This is a genomic window from Rhodococcus koreensis, from assembly GCF_017068375.1.
Lineage (GTDB): Bacteria > Actinomycetota > Actinomycetes > Mycobacteriales > Mycobacteriaceae > Rhodococcus_F > Rhodococcus_F koreensis.
Map to the genome: position 1 here is coordinate 190,773 of NZ_CP070609.1, position 17,111 is coordinate 207,883.

Here is a 17,111-nt window from a genome sequence, read left to right on the forward strand (position 1 = left end):
CACCGACCACAGGAAGGTTGTTCTCGTGAGCACTGCACCACCGTCGGCGCCGCCGTTGCCGGCCGACCTGGAAACACTGCTGCACCGGCTGCGGCTGCCGCACATCCGCCGCGCCGCCCCCGACGTGCTGGCCACCGCCCGCGCCCAACGGTGGGAACCGGCCGAGGTCCTCAAGGCGTTGCTCACCGAGGAGGCCGCCGGGCGGGAACGCTCGGCGCTGGCCACCCGCCGCGCCGCCGCGGCGTTTCCCACCGGCAAGACCTTCGACGCGTGGAAACCGGAACTGTCGTCCATCCCGGCGCCGACCCAGCAGGCGCTACGGATCCTGGAATGGATCGACCGGCGGGAGAACCTCGTGGTCTGCGGCCCGTCCGGCACGGGCAAGACATTCTTCCTCGAGGCCCTCGGCCAACACGCCGTCGAACACGGACGAAAGGTGTTGTGGTTCACCCTCGAAGACCTAGCATTCCTTCGTGTGGGAGCCGATTTCCATCGTCGGCGCGCCCGGACGTGGGCGTTGGCCGCCTGCGAGGCGTGGTCGAGTTCGGCGACCTTGTCGATCGTGACCGCGAGACCCTTCGCCGCCACGAGGCACGGGTCGCTACGTCGGGCGTGAGGCCGCCGCGTTCGGCGTCGCGACACCTTTGGCGAGCAGCCACGCGCCGAGATGCACCTCCCGCTGGGGGCGGACCCTTGTTTCCCCAACTCGACGACACACATAATTCGGCTCTCAAAGTTTCGAGTTACCGAATCGAGATAGGTCAGCATCCAGACCAGCAAATGATCTTGAACTGTCAGACCATCCACGCGGAAAATGACATTCACGGCACTGCCAGTGAGGAACCGACGCGGCGCAGACACGACCGGAAGATCCAAGTACAGCGAGAAGGGTCCGCAGGTAAAGGACGGGCCCCCTCTCTGCCGCCACAGAGCCAGTTCAGTTACTGGCCAGCGTTACTAGCCGCTGAGCGACCCAGCAGAACCCGAGAAGAAATCGAGAACGCCGAGAAGAGTGGAGACGTTCGAGAAAAAGTCGGCCAAGAAAGCGAGGTCCATCGTTGCAACTCCAGTTCGATTGTTCAGAGAATCGTGACACACAGCACACGATGTGAATATTTATACCGGCCAGATAACAATTCCGCAACGACAAATTTGCGGTCAACCAGCAAGAGTGAAATCTGGCCCCGCACCGAGAAGAGGGCACATCGCAGTCTGGGTCCGCGATGGGGTGGTGGAACTCGGATCGATGGTCAAGACCTCGGTGTCGGCAAAGACCAGCCGCCCATCATCGACCGCGACCGCCCACCGATGCACCGGCGCCCACTGGTGACCACCACCCCCGGTCCGGCTCACTGCCGCGTTGTCCTCGATGATCTCCCCGATGACATCGGCCGCGGCGCTCCCGCGGACCAGCCCCCGGCACCCGGCACCCGGCACCCGGCACCCGGCACGCTAGCGGACCTGCACGAACACCGGCCCCGGCGATCATCCCATCGTTGTTCCGATCGCGTCGCCGGCGGAGTGCGGATGGCGCACTTATCGGTCTGCAGCAAGCATGCGCGATCGTCCCGGTAGGTTGAGCGCACTAATCCTTACGGTCGGGCGGTCCGGTGACGGGAACGTCGGTGCGGGCCGCCCGGATCCGCATCATGCCGGAGTGCCGGGTGGTCGGCATAATCCCCGGCAGCAGGAACCCCCACATCTCGTCGACCCGCTGCTCGAGATCCACGCGATGGGTCAGAACCTGGGACACGGTCTGGACCCCGGTGAACGCGCCGATGACGAACCGCGCGAACGTCGGCGGGTCGATGGTCTCGACAAGATCGCCCTCGGCGACCGCACGGGCCGCCAACCCTTGACAGGCGGCGATCCAATCCAGATACGGGCCCGCGGGGCCACGGTCGTCGGCGCTGAGCTCGAGGGTGATGCGGATCCCGGCCCGCACAATCGGGTCCTGCACGATCTGCCGGGCCATCTCATGACACAGCATCACGATCTGCTCGATCGCCGACGCCTCCTGCGCGGCGATCGCCTGCACCGCGGAGATCGAGATCCGGTGCTGCTCGGCGATGATGTGCCGGGCCAAATCCTTCTTGGACCGGAAATGAAAATACAACGCCCCCTTCGTCATGCCCGCCGCCTCGAGGATCTCGACGAGACTGGCACCCTCGAACCCGGACCTGTCGAACATTTCCGCCGCCCCGCGGACGATCTGCGCGCGGGTCACCGCCGCCCGTTGCTGTTGAACCATCTACCGCACCTTCCGTGCCATTCGCCACTGCAGCCCGGCACCTTTCGATCGCACCCCTGCAGCCTGCGCGACGCTACCACCGGCACCGGTGCGCCTCACCTCAGGAAAAACCCGCGTCCACACGCGCGGGCGCCGACACCGGCTCACACGAAAACAGACCACCGGGGCGCTTTTTCGGTGAACTCCGCCCCCCTCTCGAGGCGTCGCAGCTCCCACGTGTCGTCATCGGTGGTCGCGGCACTGCCCGGCGATCTCGTCAACTCCCCACCGACCCATCGCCGGGCAAGAGCAGATCCGCCCACCGGCACTGCGGCCCACGGACACACACACCAACGCCAACCCGGAATCGGACAACGTCTGCCACAGCTGCTCACCCACAGGCGACCCCATACCACCCATTCAACCGCACCACACCGCACCACACCGCACCACACCGCACCACACCGCACTGACACGAGGTCCATACCAACCAGTCCCGACCTCAAACACCCGCACCCACCACCGGGCGCCGTGCTCCACCCGCCGACCATCTCTCTACGTCCGGACGAGCGGAGTTCGGGGATCGCTGCCGGCCAAATCGATCGGTCAGGCACCAAATCCGCCCCGTTAGAACCAACGCCCACACTTGAATGCGTCATTTCGAATCGGCGATTCTGCGCCGACGGCCGCCAGCCGTGTATCGGACAACCCGAGAAATCCATGTGGCGTGGATCACACTTAGGACACCGGGACAGACGGCGGATCTACCATTTCCTCGCACCGGAACACGAAGCAGCGGGTGAACAAACGGATACCGCGGCCGCCAAACCCCCACTGGCTAGCAGGGATTGATGCACTGCGCCGCCGAAAACGTCCCTTGCCGCCAGACGATATGCCTTTCTGTAGATCCGGTCGAAAACCTCACACCCAGCAAACGTCCGAGGAGACATCAGCGACGCCAATCATCCAGGTACACCGACGCGGAACCCCCGCCGCTCCAACGGAGCGGGTCGCCTCACGAACGCACACTGCGTGACGAGCGCGGTCAGGATTGACGTGGCGGGTACCTGTTACATGTCCCGGCGAGGCTCGGTCGGAGCGGACGATACTCCGACCGGGTCGCTTCGGCTCACCTGGATGCCATCGCATCTCGGGCGACCACTGACGCGCGTATACCATTGGGGCCGAGATAGTTTCATGTTCCGGTGATACTCTATCCGCGCGGGGGCAATTTCGTTTGTGCAGCCGGCCCCCGGCGGCAGGTGCGAACCGCCAAAATTGCACACTTTCGGCACATGCCGTCACCGTCACCCGACACAGATCAGTACACCCACGACCGCTACTGCGACCAGCGAGGCGCCGCCGCAGATCAGCCACGCTCGGGTTGCCAACTGCCGCCACCGATCACACCGCACATTTACATCCGCAACAGCGACCGCGCCCACCGGATTCGGATACGATGCCCGGGACTCCGCAGGGCGGCGGACCTTCGCGTCCGCTGTGCCGCCACACCAAACGAGACGGGCACCACCAGAAGCGCCACCACCAGCAGACCAACCATGAGAGCTACGCCCGTCCCGAACATCATCGTCCCTTCCACAGCATCAGGGCCCGTCACGGGTATCGCGCGCTGATTTGCCGGCCACGCTGAGCCACGGGCAGAACCACGCCCCTGTCGCTCTATCGCCGAACTGCCACCACGTGTTTCACTCTGCAACGCCAGGCGCCGGCGCAGGACCACAGACGCCGCGGGCCTACACGCCGGGCATCGGGAACTTCCACACCGCCACCACAACGACGCCCATGATCAGACCGGCGTACAGAACAGTGCCAACCACACCGACCCGCAACGTATTCAGCACACTTGCACCCATGCTCTCGGTATTTCGTGCCATGACAACTCTTCTCTCACGTGCAGATATTCTCGATTGCCACGTCGACGGCGGCGTACCAGTTACCTTGGACCGACGTCGACACCTGCACATCGGCCGAACTACGTACACCCATACCCGAAATCGGGTCCGAAGGATTGGGTCTGGGCACAGCACAAGACCACTCGAGATCACACTTACTGGTCGGTTATTGAGTGATGCGAAAATAGTGCAATGGCGTGGATCACACTCTCTGGACTTCCAGGCTCCGGCTCACGAAGATCAGTGATGCGCTGCTCGTTACGACGTGCAGGTTGTCCGTGTAGCGCCCCTGCCAGCTGATGTACATCGTTGGCGGGGGCTGCGCTTGGCCGCTAAACCACACATAAACCGGTGCCGCCGCCCCATGGGCCCTTCGACGCGGCGACCCTCGGCTGACGCGTCACCCACGAAGCGAGTCACTCCTCCCCCATCCCCTTCGCCTACTTCTGTGCACGCTGGTCCGCGATGGTCGTGCGCTTGGTGCGGCGCAGGTGCCGGCCGACGACGTGGTGGATCCGCGTCAGCCGGGTCACCCGCTTGCGGTTGATCCTGCGTCCGCGGGACCGGAGTTCGGCCTGCGCGCGCGGGGCCGCCGTAGGCGCTGCGGTGCTCGGCATCGGTGGCGCGGATCTCGGCGACCGTCGTGGCCTCCTCGGCCTGGCGCTCGACCCGGGCCGGCTCGGTGGCCGGGTGCTTGTAGTAGCCGGAGCGGGAGGTCCCGAGCACCCGGCACAGCCGCTGCACGCCGAACTTGGCGCGATGAGCGGAGATGAAGTCCCAGCGGCGGGTCTTCACTTCACCTCCTTGGCGAAATACGCTGCTGCCCGACGCAGAATCTCGCGTTCGAGCTGCCATTCCTTCTCCGCACCGCGCAGCCGAGCATTCTCCGCGCGCAGCCGCGCGAGCTCGTCCGCCTCGGTCCCGTCGGCGCCGGTACTGCGGTCCTGCGACCGCCCGTTCCGGGCGGTGTCCTTACGGACCCACGTCCGTAGCGTCTCGCCGCTGATGCCCACATCCGCGGCCACCGCCGCGTACGTGCGTTTGCCGTCGGCCGCGCGGTACAGCGCGACCGCGTCTTTCCGGAATTCCTCCGTGTACAGAGACTGGCGTCCCACCTCGACATCCCTCCTGGCTCTCCTGGAACCATTGTCCGGGGTGTCCACTCCCAGAGGCCACCTCAGACTGCCCGCGATGGCATCTTCCGTCGTGCCGACCTCCACGGTCCGCCGCAGCTCTTACCGAGCGGGGTCAACAACCCCTCGAACGGTGTCCGGTAGCGCGGTGTCAGGATGGTGGCTTGGCTCGGTGGCAGTGCGTCCGATCCGGACGGCGGCCAAGTCATGTCGCGAAGCGGGTCGGGTCTTCGAACGAACGCCAGTACTGCACGATGATCGGCGACGGCAAAAGGGCCTGCTCGTATCCCAACAACCCGTTCTCCGGGTGGGCAAGTATGTCAGTATCTTCGGCATCGCGGCGAAGACCGGCCACCAGGTCCGGAACTTCCAGGGCTTGTTGATTCGCGCTCCGATCAGATACACGACAATCTCGTCGCCGAGGACGGAAACGTCGGCCGTGAAGCGGCCGCGGTGGATGTCGGCCATGGGCGGTACCTCCTGCGGGTGCGAGCGACATGGTCGGTCGCGGGTGCGTTGCCAGTTCGGGATCGTCTCCGCCCGCGTTGTGTCGCGAAGCGATCGGGTGTTCCCCGCCATCCCGAGGTCCCGGCGACGGAAAGGGGGCTCCCACGGTTCAGGCCGTGGTGGGGCATGTGCCCTCCGGTGAATGCGTGGACCCGAGCTGAGAGTGGGCTGCTTCCGTCCGGTCCTGTAGTGAGTATGCGACGGCAGACCGTGGTCCCGATATCCCCCCGAGTGTGGGATGGTTTCCGGCCCGGCCCAAGGCTGACACTGGCGGTAATCACCAGTCATGCCGACACGGGCGCGACGGGCACGGCAATCGCAGTCACGCCGGTGCCGCAGCGCCGCGCCGGCCCGGAATCGCTCACGCCGACACGGCAAGGGCCAAGCGCATCTCGGCGTGTCGCATCCGACACCAACCTCGGAAGAAGGGGCCAGAACATGCGAGATCACCGTTTGCGCCGCGCCGTGGGACTGATACTCGCGGTCTGTGTGACCGTGGCCGGGTGCAGCGCCGCCGCCGCCGGACCGGAGGGCAGCCGCACATATTTCGAGTCGGCTGCGCGCGTCGGCGAGGGGGCGATGCGGACGTTCGACAACAAAGCACGAGTGGGTATGACGTGGCAGGCACGCCAGAGAGTACTGCTGACTTCACCAGCGTAAATGTCACACTGCCGACCATCGGCAAAGGTGGCGTCCTATCGCCGCAGTTCAGAGACCCGGATTTGGCTCGCCCCTCTACACCCAGTCGGTCCTGCGCCCGCCGGCATCCACGGCCGTCGCCCCTCGATCTCGTACCCGCCGGTTCGGTGCGTCGTTGTCGAACGTCGCGGCGCAATGCGTTCGTTCGCGCGTGCTGAATAATATTCACGCCACCGGATGTGCCGCGCCGGGCCGGTGAGGCCACTTCGGCGTCGACCCCGGAGTGGCCCGGACACCCGCCGTTTCCGAATGAACGTTCAGTGTCCCCCGCCCCGGCCATGACCTCATGTTTCGTCACTCTGACGTAATAGGGTGCCCGACCCGCACGTGAATCGTCGCCCGGGCGGTGACCATCGGCCCTTATCTCGCGCCGATGGACGGCGAACACTGGGATACAGGCACCGGCGTTCCGCGCCGGGTGGGGGCGGAACGCGATTCACCGAGGAGGCGATCGTGAACAGCACCATTCCCGACGAGAACGTTGTTCGCATTGCCGTGGACCTTGCCTGCCGGGCGCCGTCGGTACACAACAGCCAGCCGTGGCAGTGGACGTACGCCGACGGCCAACTCGACCTCTACACCGAACACGGCCGCGTCCTGGCGTCGACCGACCCGACGGGCCGGCAGTTGGTCGTCAGTTGTGGTGCGGCGCTGAATCATCTTCAGACGGCGCTGACCGCACTCAGATGGGCGGCGGACGTCCAGCGTGTCCCGGACGGGCCCCGATCCGGTCACCTGGCGACGATTCGGTTCCGTCACGACGCCCGGCCGCAGTCGCACGACTTCGATCTGCTCGCGGCGATCCGGCACCGGCACTCCGACCGCAGGCCCTTCGGTCCCGTCAGCTTGAAGACGCCGCTGCCCGCCGCGTTGGACGACGTGGTGCGCCGTCAGGACGTCCACCTGACCGTGCTGAGGCAGGAGGCGCGTCCGGCACTCGCGAGGGCAACCGAAACGACCGCGGCCGCGAGGAAATACGACTCCGCCTATCAGGCCGAGCTGCACTGGTGGGCCGGTCATTCCACCGCGCAGGGCGGAATCCCCGCCGAGGCGCTGGCCACCGCGGACAACCGGGACCGCGTCGACATCGGGCGCCGCTTCCCCGCCGGCCGGGACGCCGGCGCGACCACGGAGACGGACCGCTCGACGGTGCTGGTGTTGAGCACCGCCACCGACGGTCGCGGTGAGTGGCTCCGCGCCGGTGAGGCCCTGTCCGCGGTGCTGCTGGAGGCCACCGTCGGCGGATTGTCGACGTGTCCGCTGACCCACATGACCGAACTCCGCCAGGGCCGGGAGATCATCCGCGAACTGCTTCCCGACCGCGGGTTCCCGCAGGCGCTGATCAGGGTGGGCACCACCGAGAAGAAGTCGGCGCCGCGGCAGACTCCGAGACGGCCGGTCGAATCGGTCTTCTCGGTCGGCCGGCGTCGTATCCCCCGCTGACGGGTTCGCGTCGGCGAGGGCAATTATCCGGTGAGATGGACGCGGCTGTGCGTGGCCGTCTCCACGTCGGCCGCGGTGGCCTCGATCAGTTGGTGGGCGAGGTCGGACAACGCGCGTGCGGTGGCCAGTTCCTCTCCGATCTCGGGGATTTCGGTGTCGTCCGGGTTTCGGCGGGCGAGTCCGGACCCGACGAACGTGCGGGTGTCGCGGGTGCGGAGCCGGGCCTGTGCGCGGGTTCTGGAGCCGCCTTCGTCCGAGTCGTGTTCGTCGATGACGATCTCCACCAACCATGTCGTCTCGTTCATGTCCGGTGGCCTCCGTTCGGTGTGAGTGCGGGACCGAGGTGGTCCTATTACCCAGTGTCCTACGGTGCCGGCGATCAATGAACCGTGAGAATGACGGAACGGCATAGGAAAGGGCAGGAGTCGTCCGCTCCGTGCCCCTTTCAACGCATAGCGCACCGGGGGCCTTGCGGCAAGACCCTGGTCGTGCCGCAGAATCTCCCGTCGAAGCCAGAACCTGCAGAAAGCGCAGCAGCTGGCCGAACGCAACCGTGTCGAATGGGGTTTTCATGATCGACGTGATCGTTGCCGGCGGCGGACCGACCGGCTTGATGCTCGCCGCCGAGTTGCGGCTGCACGGCGTGGACGTGCTCATGCTGGACAGGGAACCGGAGCCGACGAAAGTGGTCCGCTCGCTCGGCCTGCACGTGCGCAGCATCGAACTGATGGATCAGCGCGGCCTCCTGGACCGCTTCCTCGCGGAGGGCACACGATACGAGGTCGGTGGCTTCTTCGCCGGCATCGACACACCGTGGCCCGACCGGATGGACACCGCACACGGGTACGTCCTCGGCATCCCACAGACCGTCACCGAGCGCCTGCTGGCCGAGCACGCCACAGAACTCGGTGTCGAGATCCGGCGCGGCTGTGAACTGGTCGGGCTGAGTCAGGACGAGGACGGGGTGAGCGTCGAACTGGCAGCGGCGGGAGACACCCGGTTGCGCGCCCGGTATCTCGTCGGCTGCGACGGCGGCCGCAGCACGGTCCGCAAGCTGCTCGGCGTCGGCTTCCCCGGCGAGCCGTCGAGGGTCGAGACGCTGCTGGCGGAGGTGGAGCTGACGGCGCCGCCGGAGGAACTGGCCGCCGTGGTGGCCGAGGTCCGCAAGACGCAGAAGCGGTTCGGCGCCATGCCCCTCGGGGACGGGGTGTACCGCCTGGTCGCGCCCGCCGACGGGGTCGCCGAGGACCGGATGGTCCCGCCGACCCTGGACGAACTCAAGCGGCAGGTGCGGGCTCTCGCAGGCACCGACTTCGGCGCGCACTCGGCGCGCTGGCTGTCCCGCTTCGGCGACGCCACCCGGCTGGCGGACCGCTACCGGACCGGACGTGTGCTGCTGGCCGGCGACGCGGCGCACATCCACCCGCCGACCGGTGGGCAGGGCCTCAACCTCGGCCTCCAGGACGCGTTCAACCTCGGATGGAAACTGGCCGCCCAGATCGGCGGCTGGGCCCCGGGCGGGCTGCTGGACAGCTACCAGACCGAACGGCGCCCGGTGGCCGCCGACGTGCTGGACAACACCCGCGCGCAGATGGAGTTGATGTCCACCGAGCCGGGTCCCCAGGCGGTGCGCAGGCTGCTGTCGGAGCTGATGGACTTCGAGGAGGTGAACCGGTATCTGATCGAGAAGATCACCGCGGTCGGCGTCCGCTACGACTTCGGCGCCGGCCACGCACTGCTCGGCCGACGGATGCGGGACGTCGCACTGAAACGCGGTCGCCTGTACGGGCTGATGCACGACGGCCGCGGACTGCTGCTCGACCAGACGGGCAGGCTGTCCGTGGCGGGCTGGGCGGATCGGATCGACCACGTCGTCGACGTCAGCGAAGAACTGGACGTGCCCGCGGCGTTGCTGCGTCCGGACGGTCACGTGGCGTGGGTCGGTGACGATCAGCGGGATCTGCTCGAGGTGCTGCCCACGTGGTTCGGCGCCGCCGACGCCTGAGGACGGACGTGTGACCTTCGGCCCTGTCATTGTGCTCGCCGTTATCGCACCGTTGTACGAGGGCCGGCGCACGACATCGGAGCCGGCGAAGGAACGAGGACACCATGTTCGAACACTCCACCGCATCGCCGCGCGAGGATCGTCACCGGCGGGAGGACGAGCCCGGCGAGTTCCTGTACGTGCATCCCGCGGGGTTCGCGCTTGCGGTGGTGGCGGGAGCGGTGACCGCGGGCCTGATGGTCCTGCTCGGTGCCTGGCTCGCGACTCCCCTCGTCGGAGTCGGCGCCGCGGCGACGCTCGTCGCGACCGTGGGGTTGGCGGCGGCGATGTTGATGCCGCACCGGCCGCGGCGTCGCGGATCCGGGCCGTTTCGTCCGGCCGCGCGCTGACCGGCCCGGTGCTCACCGGCGTAATCTGAATTCTCCGAGGGTGACGCGGCCAGGTCTGGAGGGTGCCCATGATCAGGGTTTTCCTGGTGGACGACCATGAGGTCGTCCGGCGAGGGATCGCGGATCTCCTCACCTCCGATCCCGCTCTGACGGTGGTCGGTGAGGCCGCCTCCTACGCGCAGGCGATGGCGCGGGTGCCTGCCCTGAAACCGGATGTCGCCGTCCTGGACGTGCGTTTGCCCGACGGCAACGGAATCGAGCTGTGCCGGGAACTGCACTCGCTGATGCCGGAGTTGCATTGCCTCATCCTGACGTCGTTCACGGACGAGCAGGCGATGCTCGACGCGATTCTCGCCGGGGCCAGCGGATACGTCGTGAAGGACATCCGGGGCATGGAGCTGGCTCAGGCAGTCCACGACGTGGGGGCGGGCAAATCGCTGCTCGACAGTCGTGCCGCCGGCGTTCTGATGGACAAGGTGCGTGCGGACGCCGATGGGAAGGACGGCATCTTCGCGCACCTGACCAATCAGGAGCGGACCTTGCTCGCCCTGCTCGGTGAGGGGCTCACCAACCGGCAGATCGCCGCACGCATGTTCCTCGCGGAGAAGACCGTCAAGAATTACGTGTCCCGGCTGCTGACCAAACTGGGTGTGGAGCGAAGGACGCAGGCGGCGGTGCTGGCCACGAAGTTGCCGTCGAAACCGCCCGGCACCTGACGGGACCTATGGTTGTTCCGGCTCCTCGTGAGGTCACCGGGTGGGACAATGCGTCGTGTGACCCGTCAACCGGACGAACACGACCGTGGGCCCCTCCTCGGTAGCCTGTCCGAGCTGAGGCTGCGTGAGCTCCTGACCGAGGTGCAGGACCGCATCGCGCAGATCGTCGATGCGCGCGATCACGTCGACGGCCTTCTCGAGGCGATGCTCGCCGTCACGTCGGGACTCGACCTCGACAACACGCTCCGCACCATCGTGCACGCGGCGATCGATCTCGTCGACGCCCGGTACGGTGCGCTGGGGGTGCTCGCTCCGACCGAGGGGCTGAGCGAGTTCGTCTACGAGGGCATCGACGAGGAGACGCGGGAGCGGATCGGCGACCTGCCTCGTGGTCGCGGCGTCCTCGGTTTCCTCATCACGGATCCGAAGCCGGTCCGGTTGGTGGACCTGTCCCGGCACCCCGTGTCGGTGGGATTCCCGCCGCACCATCCGCCGATGAAAACCTTTCTGGGAGTTCCCATTCAGGTCCGGGACGAGGTGTTCGGGATTCTGTATCTCACGGAGAAGGCCAACGGTGCGCAGTTCACCGAGGACGACGAGGTGCTTCTCCGCGCGCTGGCGGCGGCCGCCGGTATCGCGATCGAGAACGCCCGCCTGTACGAGGAGTCCCGGACGCGGCAGGCGTGGCTGGAGGCGACACGGGAGATCGCGACCGAGTTGCTCGCCGGCAGCGAGACCGCGGAGGTGCTGCAGGTGATCGCCGACGACGCGCTGGCCCTGACCGCCGCCGACAGTGCCTTTCTCGCGGTGCCGGACGATCCTGACCTCCCGTCGGACGAGGTGACCGAGCTCGTGGTGACGGCATCGGCGGGGACGGTCTCGGATCGGATCATCGGCCGGGCGATCCCGGTCGAGCGGTCGACGTCCGGTGAGGCGTTCCGGGAGCGGACCCCGCTTCGTGTCACCGCGCTGGCGTTCGATCCCGGGTTCGAGACGGGGGCCCGGTTCGGTCCTGCGCTGGCGCTGCCCCTGCGTGCCGCGCAATCGGTGTCCGGGGTGCTGGTGACGCTCCGCCATGTCGATGCCGCGCCGTTCACGGACGACCAGCTGGCGTTGATGTCGGGATTCGCGGATCAGGCGGCCGTCGCGTTGCAGCTGGCCAACAGTCAACGCCGGATGCGTGAGCTCGACGTCCTGTCCGATCGCGACCGGATCGCGCGTGACCTCCACGACCACGTCATCCAACGGCTGTTCGCGGTCGGCCTGTCGTTGCAGAGCACCCTGCAGCGGGCGAAGGCTCCCGTCGTCAAGGACCGGCTCGAACAGTCGATCGACGACCTGCACGACATCGTGCGGGACATCCGCACGGCCATCTTCGACCTGCACGGCGGTTCGGGCGGCATGACGCAGTTCCGGCGGCGTCTGCACGAGATCGTGGCCGAGACCACCGCGGATTCCGGGTTGCGCACGACGGTGCACATGTCGGGGCCACTGTCCGTCATCGACGCCTCGCTCGCCGAGCATGCCGAGGCGGTTCTGCGTGAGGCGTTGAGCAACGCGGTCCGGCACGCCGGAGCCGAGACGGTGACGGTGAGCATCTCGGTCTACGACGATCTCGCGATCGAGGTCGCGGACGACGGCAAGGGATTCGAGGAGAACGTCGCCACCAGCGGGCTGGACAATCTGGCCGCCCGGGCGCGGGAAGTCAACGGGCACTGCGCCGTCGACTCGACTCTCGGCGGTGGAACCACGCTCCGGTGGTCCGCTCCCCTTCCGTGAGTCCGGGTGCGCGTCAGCTCAACGCCGCCCGCACCACCAGTTCGAAGGCCGGCCGCGGATCGATGGTGTCCTCGCGGGCGATGCGGTGCAGGATCAGTCCCTCCGCGCAGGCCATGAGTGCGGTGGCGGCGGTCCGCGGGTCCCGCGCACCGAGGTGGGCGAATGCCGAGACGACGGACGCCTCCATGGCGGTGCGCCCGCGTGCCAGCGCATCCCGGAGAACGGGGTCGTGGCTGGCCTCGAGGAACAGGACCAGCCGCGCCGCGGTGACGGTTCGGTTGGCGACGGTCGTGTAGTCGATCAGGCCGCAGACCGCGTCGACGAGGTCTGCGGCAGACGCCGGTGCCAGCATGCCGACCTCGGACAGTTCGCGGTCCACGATCGCGTCGACCGTCCCGGTGAGCAGCGCGGCCCGGGTGCGGAAGTAGTTGGACGTCGACCCCTTCGGGAGGCCGGCGCGGTCGTCGACCCGGGCGTGGGTGAGCGATCGCAGACCCTCGGTTCCGAGCAGGTCGATCGCCGCGTCGAGTGCACTCGTTCTCGTGGACGTCACCTGGCTACTATAAACATAGTGACGTAGCACTATGATCGTAGTAACGTGAGGTCATGAGACGCGAGGCTCCCGGCGACGCCAGAACATCCGGCCCGAACGGTGCGCCGGACAACACCTTTCCCGCACTGGGCGAGGTCCGGCACCGCTACGTCCGGCTCCCCGGCCTGCGCGTCCACGTGGCCGAGGCCGGTCACGGCGAACCGGTGGTGCTGCTCCACGGCTTCCCCCAGCACTGGTGGGAGTGGCGCGGGGTCGTCCCGGGACTCGCCGAGCACTACCGGGTGATCTGCCCGGATCTGCGCGGCGCCGGCTGGACCGACGCCCCGCCCACCGGATACACCCGCGCGCAGTTGCTCGCCGACGTCGAGGCACTGCTGGACGCGCTCGAACTCGACCGGGTCTGCCTGATCGCGCACGACTGGGGCGCACTTCTCGGATACGAGCTGTGCCTGAGCGCACCCCCCCGGGTCCGGAAGCAGATCAGCCTCGGTGTCCCCCACCCCTTCATCCGGTTCGACCCACGGTTGCTGACGACGATCGCACGGCACGGCTGGTTCCAGCCCGTGATCGCCGCGCCGTTCCTCGGTCCGTTCCTGCTCGGCCGCGGGCGTCAACGGCTGACGGACCACCTGCTGCGAGGCTTCACGACGGACCGGAACACGTGGTCGGAGCGCGACGTCGAACTGTTCGCCGGACGGCTGCGCGAACCGGCCCGCGCCCATGCGGCGTCGGCCCTGTACCGCTGCTTCATCATGCGTCAGGCGGCGCGGATCATGACGGGCGCGTACCGGCACACCCGTCTCGCCACTCCCACCCGGGTGCTCGTCGGCGCCGAGGACGCCATCGTGCGCAAGGAATTCCTCGGCGGCTTCGAGGGGCACACCGACGACTTCGGTGTGGAGTTCGTCGACGGCGCCTCGCATTTCCTCGTCGACGAACGGCCCGATGTGGTGCTCGAACGCGCGCTCGCATTCTTCGCAGCGGCCTGACGGGGCCGGGCATCACGGGGTTCCCCGGTCAGGCAGTGCCCAGCGGGTGTGCGCCGGCGTCGGGGTGGATGTAGGTGACCATTCCCGCGGGCCGGTGTCACGACACGGCGACGGACACCTGACGGGCGGGGTCGATGGTCCCCGGGCGTACGTCCTCGCCGAGGGCGAAACCCACACCGCGCACGGTGTGGACGACATACGGCGATCCGACGGCCACCAGCTTCCGCCGGAGGGAGCAGACGTAGGCGTTGAGGACGTTCGTCTTCGATTCGACGGTCACACCCCACACCATCAGCATGAGGTCGCGGCGGGTGACGACCCTGCCGACGTTCTGCGCGAGCACGGTGAAGAGGACGAATTCCGTCCTGGTCAGCGTGGTGCGCAACCCGTCGTAGTCGGTGTCGTGCCGCTCCTCGCACAGGCACAGGTCCTGGCTGCCCGCGGGCGCCGGCGCGGTCACCTCGGGTTTCACACGGCGGAGGATCGCACGGAGCCGGGCGACGAGTTCGTCCGCGCCGACTGGCATCTCCAGCACGTCGTCGGCGCCGGCCTCGAGGAGGTCGCTGCGACGGTTGCCGGAACGGAAGGTGCCGATCACCACGATGGCGAGGGCGAATCGCATCGCCTTCAATCCCCGCACGGTGGTGTCGGCGTCGAGGTGGGGTGATCGCGCGTCGACGATCACCACGTCGGGGGGTTCGATCCGCGACCGCACCGGTTCCGCGTAGGTTCGGGTGACGAAGAATCCTCCGTCCCGGAGGCGTTCGACGAGGGAGCTTGCCACGTCGGCGTCGATGAGCAGGACACGCGGCCGGGCGGCGGCCGGGCTCGACACAGAGTTCATGCGGATTCCTCCTGTTTTCGAGCCTCACGTCGGTGTGCCGTGTAGATCAACCCGGCGCCGAAGATCAAGTTCCCACGCCGCAGTTGATGACGATATCGAGCGGAACTCCCCTATCGTTACCGTGAGACCGCTGCATCACCCGATCGGGAGGTCGCTGTATGTCGGAACTGCGACACATCGCACTGCACGGGGACGACGTCGCCTACCGGCTGAGCGGTGAGGGCGAGACGCTTCTGCTCGTGCATGGGATGGCCGGAAGTTCGGCGACGTGGCGCGCGGTCCTCCCGCAGTTGGCGCAGCGCTACCGGGTGCTGGCCCCGGATCTGCCCGGTCACGGCGATTCGGCCAAACCGCGCGGCGACTACTCGCTGGGCGCGTTCGCCGCGTGGCTGCGCGACCTGTTGCACGAGCTGGACATCGAACGGGTGACCGTGGTCGGGCAATCCCTCGGCGGCGGGGTGGCGATGCAGTTCAGCTATCAGCATCCCGAACGGTGTGAGCGCCTGGTCCTCATCGGCAGCGGCGGACTGGGACCGGACGTGAACTGGACCCTGCGGTTGCTGGCGGCGCCCGGGTCCGAGTTCCTGCTTCCCCTGATGGCGCCCGCCGCGATACGCGACGCCGGCAACAAGGTTCGCAGCTGGCTGGCGGCGATCGGGGTTCAGTCGGTTCGCGGCGACGAGATGTGGCACGCCTATTCGTCGCTGTCCGATCCGGAGACCCGGCAGGCGTTCCTGCGGACTCTCCGCGCGGTCGTCGACCATCGGGGGCAGGCGGTGAGCGCGCTGAGCCGGCTGTACCTGAACGCGGGTCTGCCCACCCAACTGATCTGGGGCGATTCCGACGGCATCATCCCGGTCTCGCACGGTTACGCGGCGCACGAGGCGATGCCCGGCAGCCGGCTCGCCGTCCTCGACGGTATCGGCCACTACCCGCACCTCGAGGATCCGGCCGCGGTGGTCGGCATCATCGACGACTTCGTTTCCACCACGCCCGCACGCAGGTGAACTCTTGGGTGGTGTCGACGCATCACGCCTGACGCAGGGGAGACTCGGATCGGGCGGCGCGCATGCGTCGTCCGGTGACCAGGATGTAGATGCTGACCAGCAGCACCCAGGCGGGGAACGCCAGCGTCGTCCACAGGCTGACGCTGACCACCAGCAGCAGGGCCAGGGCGAGCAGGTACGTCGTCACGACGAGGAATCGCGGCATCAGTCCGGTCCGGAGCCAGATCGTTCCCAGCGAGATCATGAACACCGCTGCCATGCGCAGCGCGTAGACGTGGTTGATCTGCAGCATGATCTCGCGGCCGAAGTAGACGATCTCGTCCGCGGAACTGCCCGAGTGCCGGGCAATCGCGAGGACGCCGCCCGCCACGCCCATCGAGATGAAGCCCATCGCGAGGAACAGCAGGCCACTGCCCAGGAATACCGTCGCGAAGAAACGGTCCTCGAGGTCGCCGAGACGGTCGCGGATGACGCCGATGAACCAGAGGAACGCGATGCCCGCGAACGGGGCGAGCACGAGGGCCGTCTTGATCCGTGTCTCACCGCTTCCCACCCAGGGGGTTTCGTCGAACGGGTCGGCAGGCAGCGCGGTGTGCAGCAGGACGAGGCTGGCGGAGAAGAACGCGGCGAACACGATTCCCGCGACGGCCGCCGAGCGTGGCGTTCTCAGCCGGCGGAACTGTTTCTCGCGCTGCATGGCGGCCATGGGTCAATCCTCGCTCGAGCGGTGAGCGGGAATCACCGATTCGCGCCAACCGGCCCCGTGCCCGACGAAGAAACCGACCGCCGCGCCTGCTACGCCCGATTCGGCGGCGCGAACTGGCCTTTCCCGGGCGATGGTGCAGACCGGGCGTGTCGGCCTCCCGCTGGGCGGAACGCCGCATGGCGTGCCGCATTCCCGAGA

At 67.6% G+C, this 17,111-nt stretch carries 16 protein-coding genes and 2 pseudogenes; 8 read left to right on the plus strand and 10 right to left on the minus strand.

All coding sequences use genetic code 11. The features are described from left to right. The first annotated feature begins 25 nt into the window (after positions 1 to 25). Positions 26 to 616 (plus strand): ATP-binding protein, encoded by a 591-nt coding sequence (locus JWS14_RS00810; RefSeq protein ID WP_206012282.1) that lies wholly within the window; start codon positions 26 to 28, stop codon positions 614 to 616. Positions 617 to 1,158: 542 nt separating this feature from the next. Here the strand turns inward: JWS14_RS00810 and JWS14_RS51665 are convergent. From JWS14_RS51665 to JWS14_RS51670, 6 genes and pseudogenes are all read right to left on the minus strand, one after another. Next, positions 1,159 to 1,437, minus strand: coding sequence for a hypothetical protein (locus tag JWS14_RS51665; protein ID WP_420855104.1), 279 nt, complete (start codon positions 1,435 to 1,437; stop codon positions 1,159 to 1,161). A gap of 148 nt (positions 1,438 to 1,585) precedes the next feature. After that, positions 1,586 to 2,251, minus strand: coding sequence for a ScbR family autoregulator-binding transcription factor (locus tag JWS14_RS00815; protein ID WP_095864204.1), 666 nt, complete (start codon positions 2,249 to 2,251; stop codon positions 1,586 to 1,588). Positions 2,252 to 3,537: 1,286 nt separating this feature from the next. Further along, positions 3,538 to 3,815: pseudogene (locus JWS14_RS49835) on the minus strand (hypothetical protein). 169 nt (positions 3,816 to 3,984) lie between these two features. Continuing rightward, the gene (locus tag JWS14_RS00820; protein ID WP_179377708.1) at positions 3,985 to 4,125 is read right to left on the minus strand and encodes a hypothetical protein; all 141 of its coding nucleotides are present in this window, start codon (positions 4,123 to 4,125) and stop codon (positions 3,985 to 3,987) included. 467 nt (positions 4,126 to 4,592) lie between these two features. Continuing rightward, positions 4,593 to 5,258 (minus strand): annotated as a pseudogene (locus JWS14_RS00825) (transposase); the annotation flags it as partial. 120 nt (positions 5,259 to 5,378) lie between these two features. After that, positions 5,379 to 6,071 carry a monooxygenase family protein gene (locus tag JWS14_RS51670; protein WP_420855131.1) on the minus strand — a complete coding sequence of 231 codons (693 nt, stop codon included), beginning with the start codon at positions 6,069 to 6,071 and terminating at the stop codon, positions 5,379 to 5,381. 864 nt (positions 6,072 to 6,935) lie between these two features. Between JWS14_RS51670 and JWS14_RS00835 the strand changes: the two genes are divergently transcribed. Next, the gene (locus tag JWS14_RS00835; RefSeq protein WP_095864200.1) at positions 6,936 to 7,925 is read left to right on the plus strand and encodes an Acg family FMN-binding oxidoreductase; all 990 of its coding nucleotides are present in this window, start codon (positions 6,936 to 6,938) and stop codon (positions 7,923 to 7,925) included. 23 nt (positions 7,926 to 7,948) lie between these two features. On the opposite strand, the gene JWS14_RS00840 is transcribed toward JWS14_RS00835, so the two are convergent. Then, positions 7,949 to 8,230, minus strand: coding sequence for a DUF1876 domain-containing protein (locus JWS14_RS00840; RefSeq protein WP_072951674.1), 282 nt, complete (start codon positions 8,228 to 8,230; stop codon positions 7,949 to 7,951). A gap of 266 nt (positions 8,231 to 8,496) precedes the next feature. On the opposite strand from JWS14_RS00840, the gene rox reads away from it, so the two are divergent. The 4 genes from rox to JWS14_RS00860 all read left to right on the plus strand — a co-directional run bounded on the left by rox (position 8,497) and on the right by JWS14_RS00860 (position 12,814). Next, on the plus strand, positions 8,497 to 9,930 hold the full coding sequence (gene rox / locus JWS14_RS00845; RefSeq protein WP_095864199.1) for a rifampin monooxygenase: 1,434 nt from the start codon (positions 8,497 to 8,499) through the stop codon (positions 9,928 to 9,930). Positions 9,931 to 10,034: 104 nt separating this feature from the next. Continuing rightward, entirely contained in the window at positions 10,035 to 10,319 is a 285-nt protein-coding gene (locus JWS14_RS00850) for a hypothetical protein (RefSeq protein ID WP_179377707.1), read from the plus strand. A gap of 68 nt (positions 10,320 to 10,387) precedes the next feature. Then, positions 10,388 to 11,035 carry a response regulator transcription factor gene (locus tag JWS14_RS00855; RefSeq protein ID WP_072951667.1) on the plus strand — a complete coding sequence of 216 codons (648 nt, stop codon included), beginning with the start codon at positions 10,388 to 10,390 and terminating at the stop codon, positions 11,033 to 11,035. Between the two features lie 48 nt (positions 11,036 to 11,083). Continuing rightward, positions 11,084 to 12,814 carry a GAF domain-containing sensor histidine kinase gene (locus JWS14_RS00860; protein ID WP_206012283.1) on the plus strand — a complete coding sequence of 577 codons (1,731 nt, stop codon included), beginning with the start codon at positions 11,084 to 11,086 and terminating at the stop codon, positions 12,812 to 12,814. A 13-nt stretch (positions 12,815 to 12,827) separates the two neighbouring features. Here JWS14_RS00860 and JWS14_RS00865 read toward each other — a convergent pair whose 3' ends face one another. After that, positions 12,828 to 13,367 carry a TetR/AcrR family transcriptional regulator gene (locus JWS14_RS00865; protein WP_206012284.1) on the minus strand — a complete coding sequence of 180 codons (540 nt, stop codon included), beginning with the start codon at positions 13,365 to 13,367 and terminating at the stop codon, positions 12,828 to 12,830. 53 nt (positions 13,368 to 13,420) lie between these two features. Here JWS14_RS00865 and JWS14_RS00870 point away from each other — a divergent pair, with 53 nt between their 5' ends. Beyond that, positions 13,421 to 14,356 carry an alpha/beta fold hydrolase gene (locus tag JWS14_RS00870; RefSeq protein ID WP_095864195.1) on the plus strand — a complete coding sequence of 312 codons (936 nt, stop codon included), beginning with the start codon at positions 13,421 to 13,423 and terminating at the stop codon, positions 14,354 to 14,356. A gap of 97 nt (positions 14,357 to 14,453) precedes the next feature. Here JWS14_RS00870 and JWS14_RS00875 read toward each other — a convergent pair whose 3' ends face one another. Next, positions 14,454 to 15,200, minus strand: a complete 747-nt coding sequence (locus JWS14_RS00875) for a response regulator transcription factor (RefSeq protein WP_095864194.1) — start codon at positions 15,198 to 15,200, stop codon at positions 14,454 to 14,456. A 158-nt stretch (positions 15,201 to 15,358) separates the two neighbouring features. Here JWS14_RS00875 and JWS14_RS00880 point away from each other — a divergent pair, with 158 nt between their 5' ends. Then, positions 15,359 to 16,207 (plus strand): alpha/beta fold hydrolase, encoded by an 849-nt coding sequence (locus JWS14_RS00880; RefSeq protein WP_095864193.1) that lies wholly within the window; start codon positions 15,359 to 15,361, stop codon positions 16,205 to 16,207. Between the two features lie 22 nt (positions 16,208 to 16,229). Here JWS14_RS00880 and JWS14_RS00885 read toward each other — a convergent pair whose 3' ends face one another. After that, entirely contained in the window at positions 16,230 to 16,913 is a 684-nt protein-coding gene (locus JWS14_RS00885) for a hypothetical protein (RefSeq protein WP_095864192.1), read from the minus strand. Positions 16,914 to 17,111: the final 198 nt, after the last annotated feature.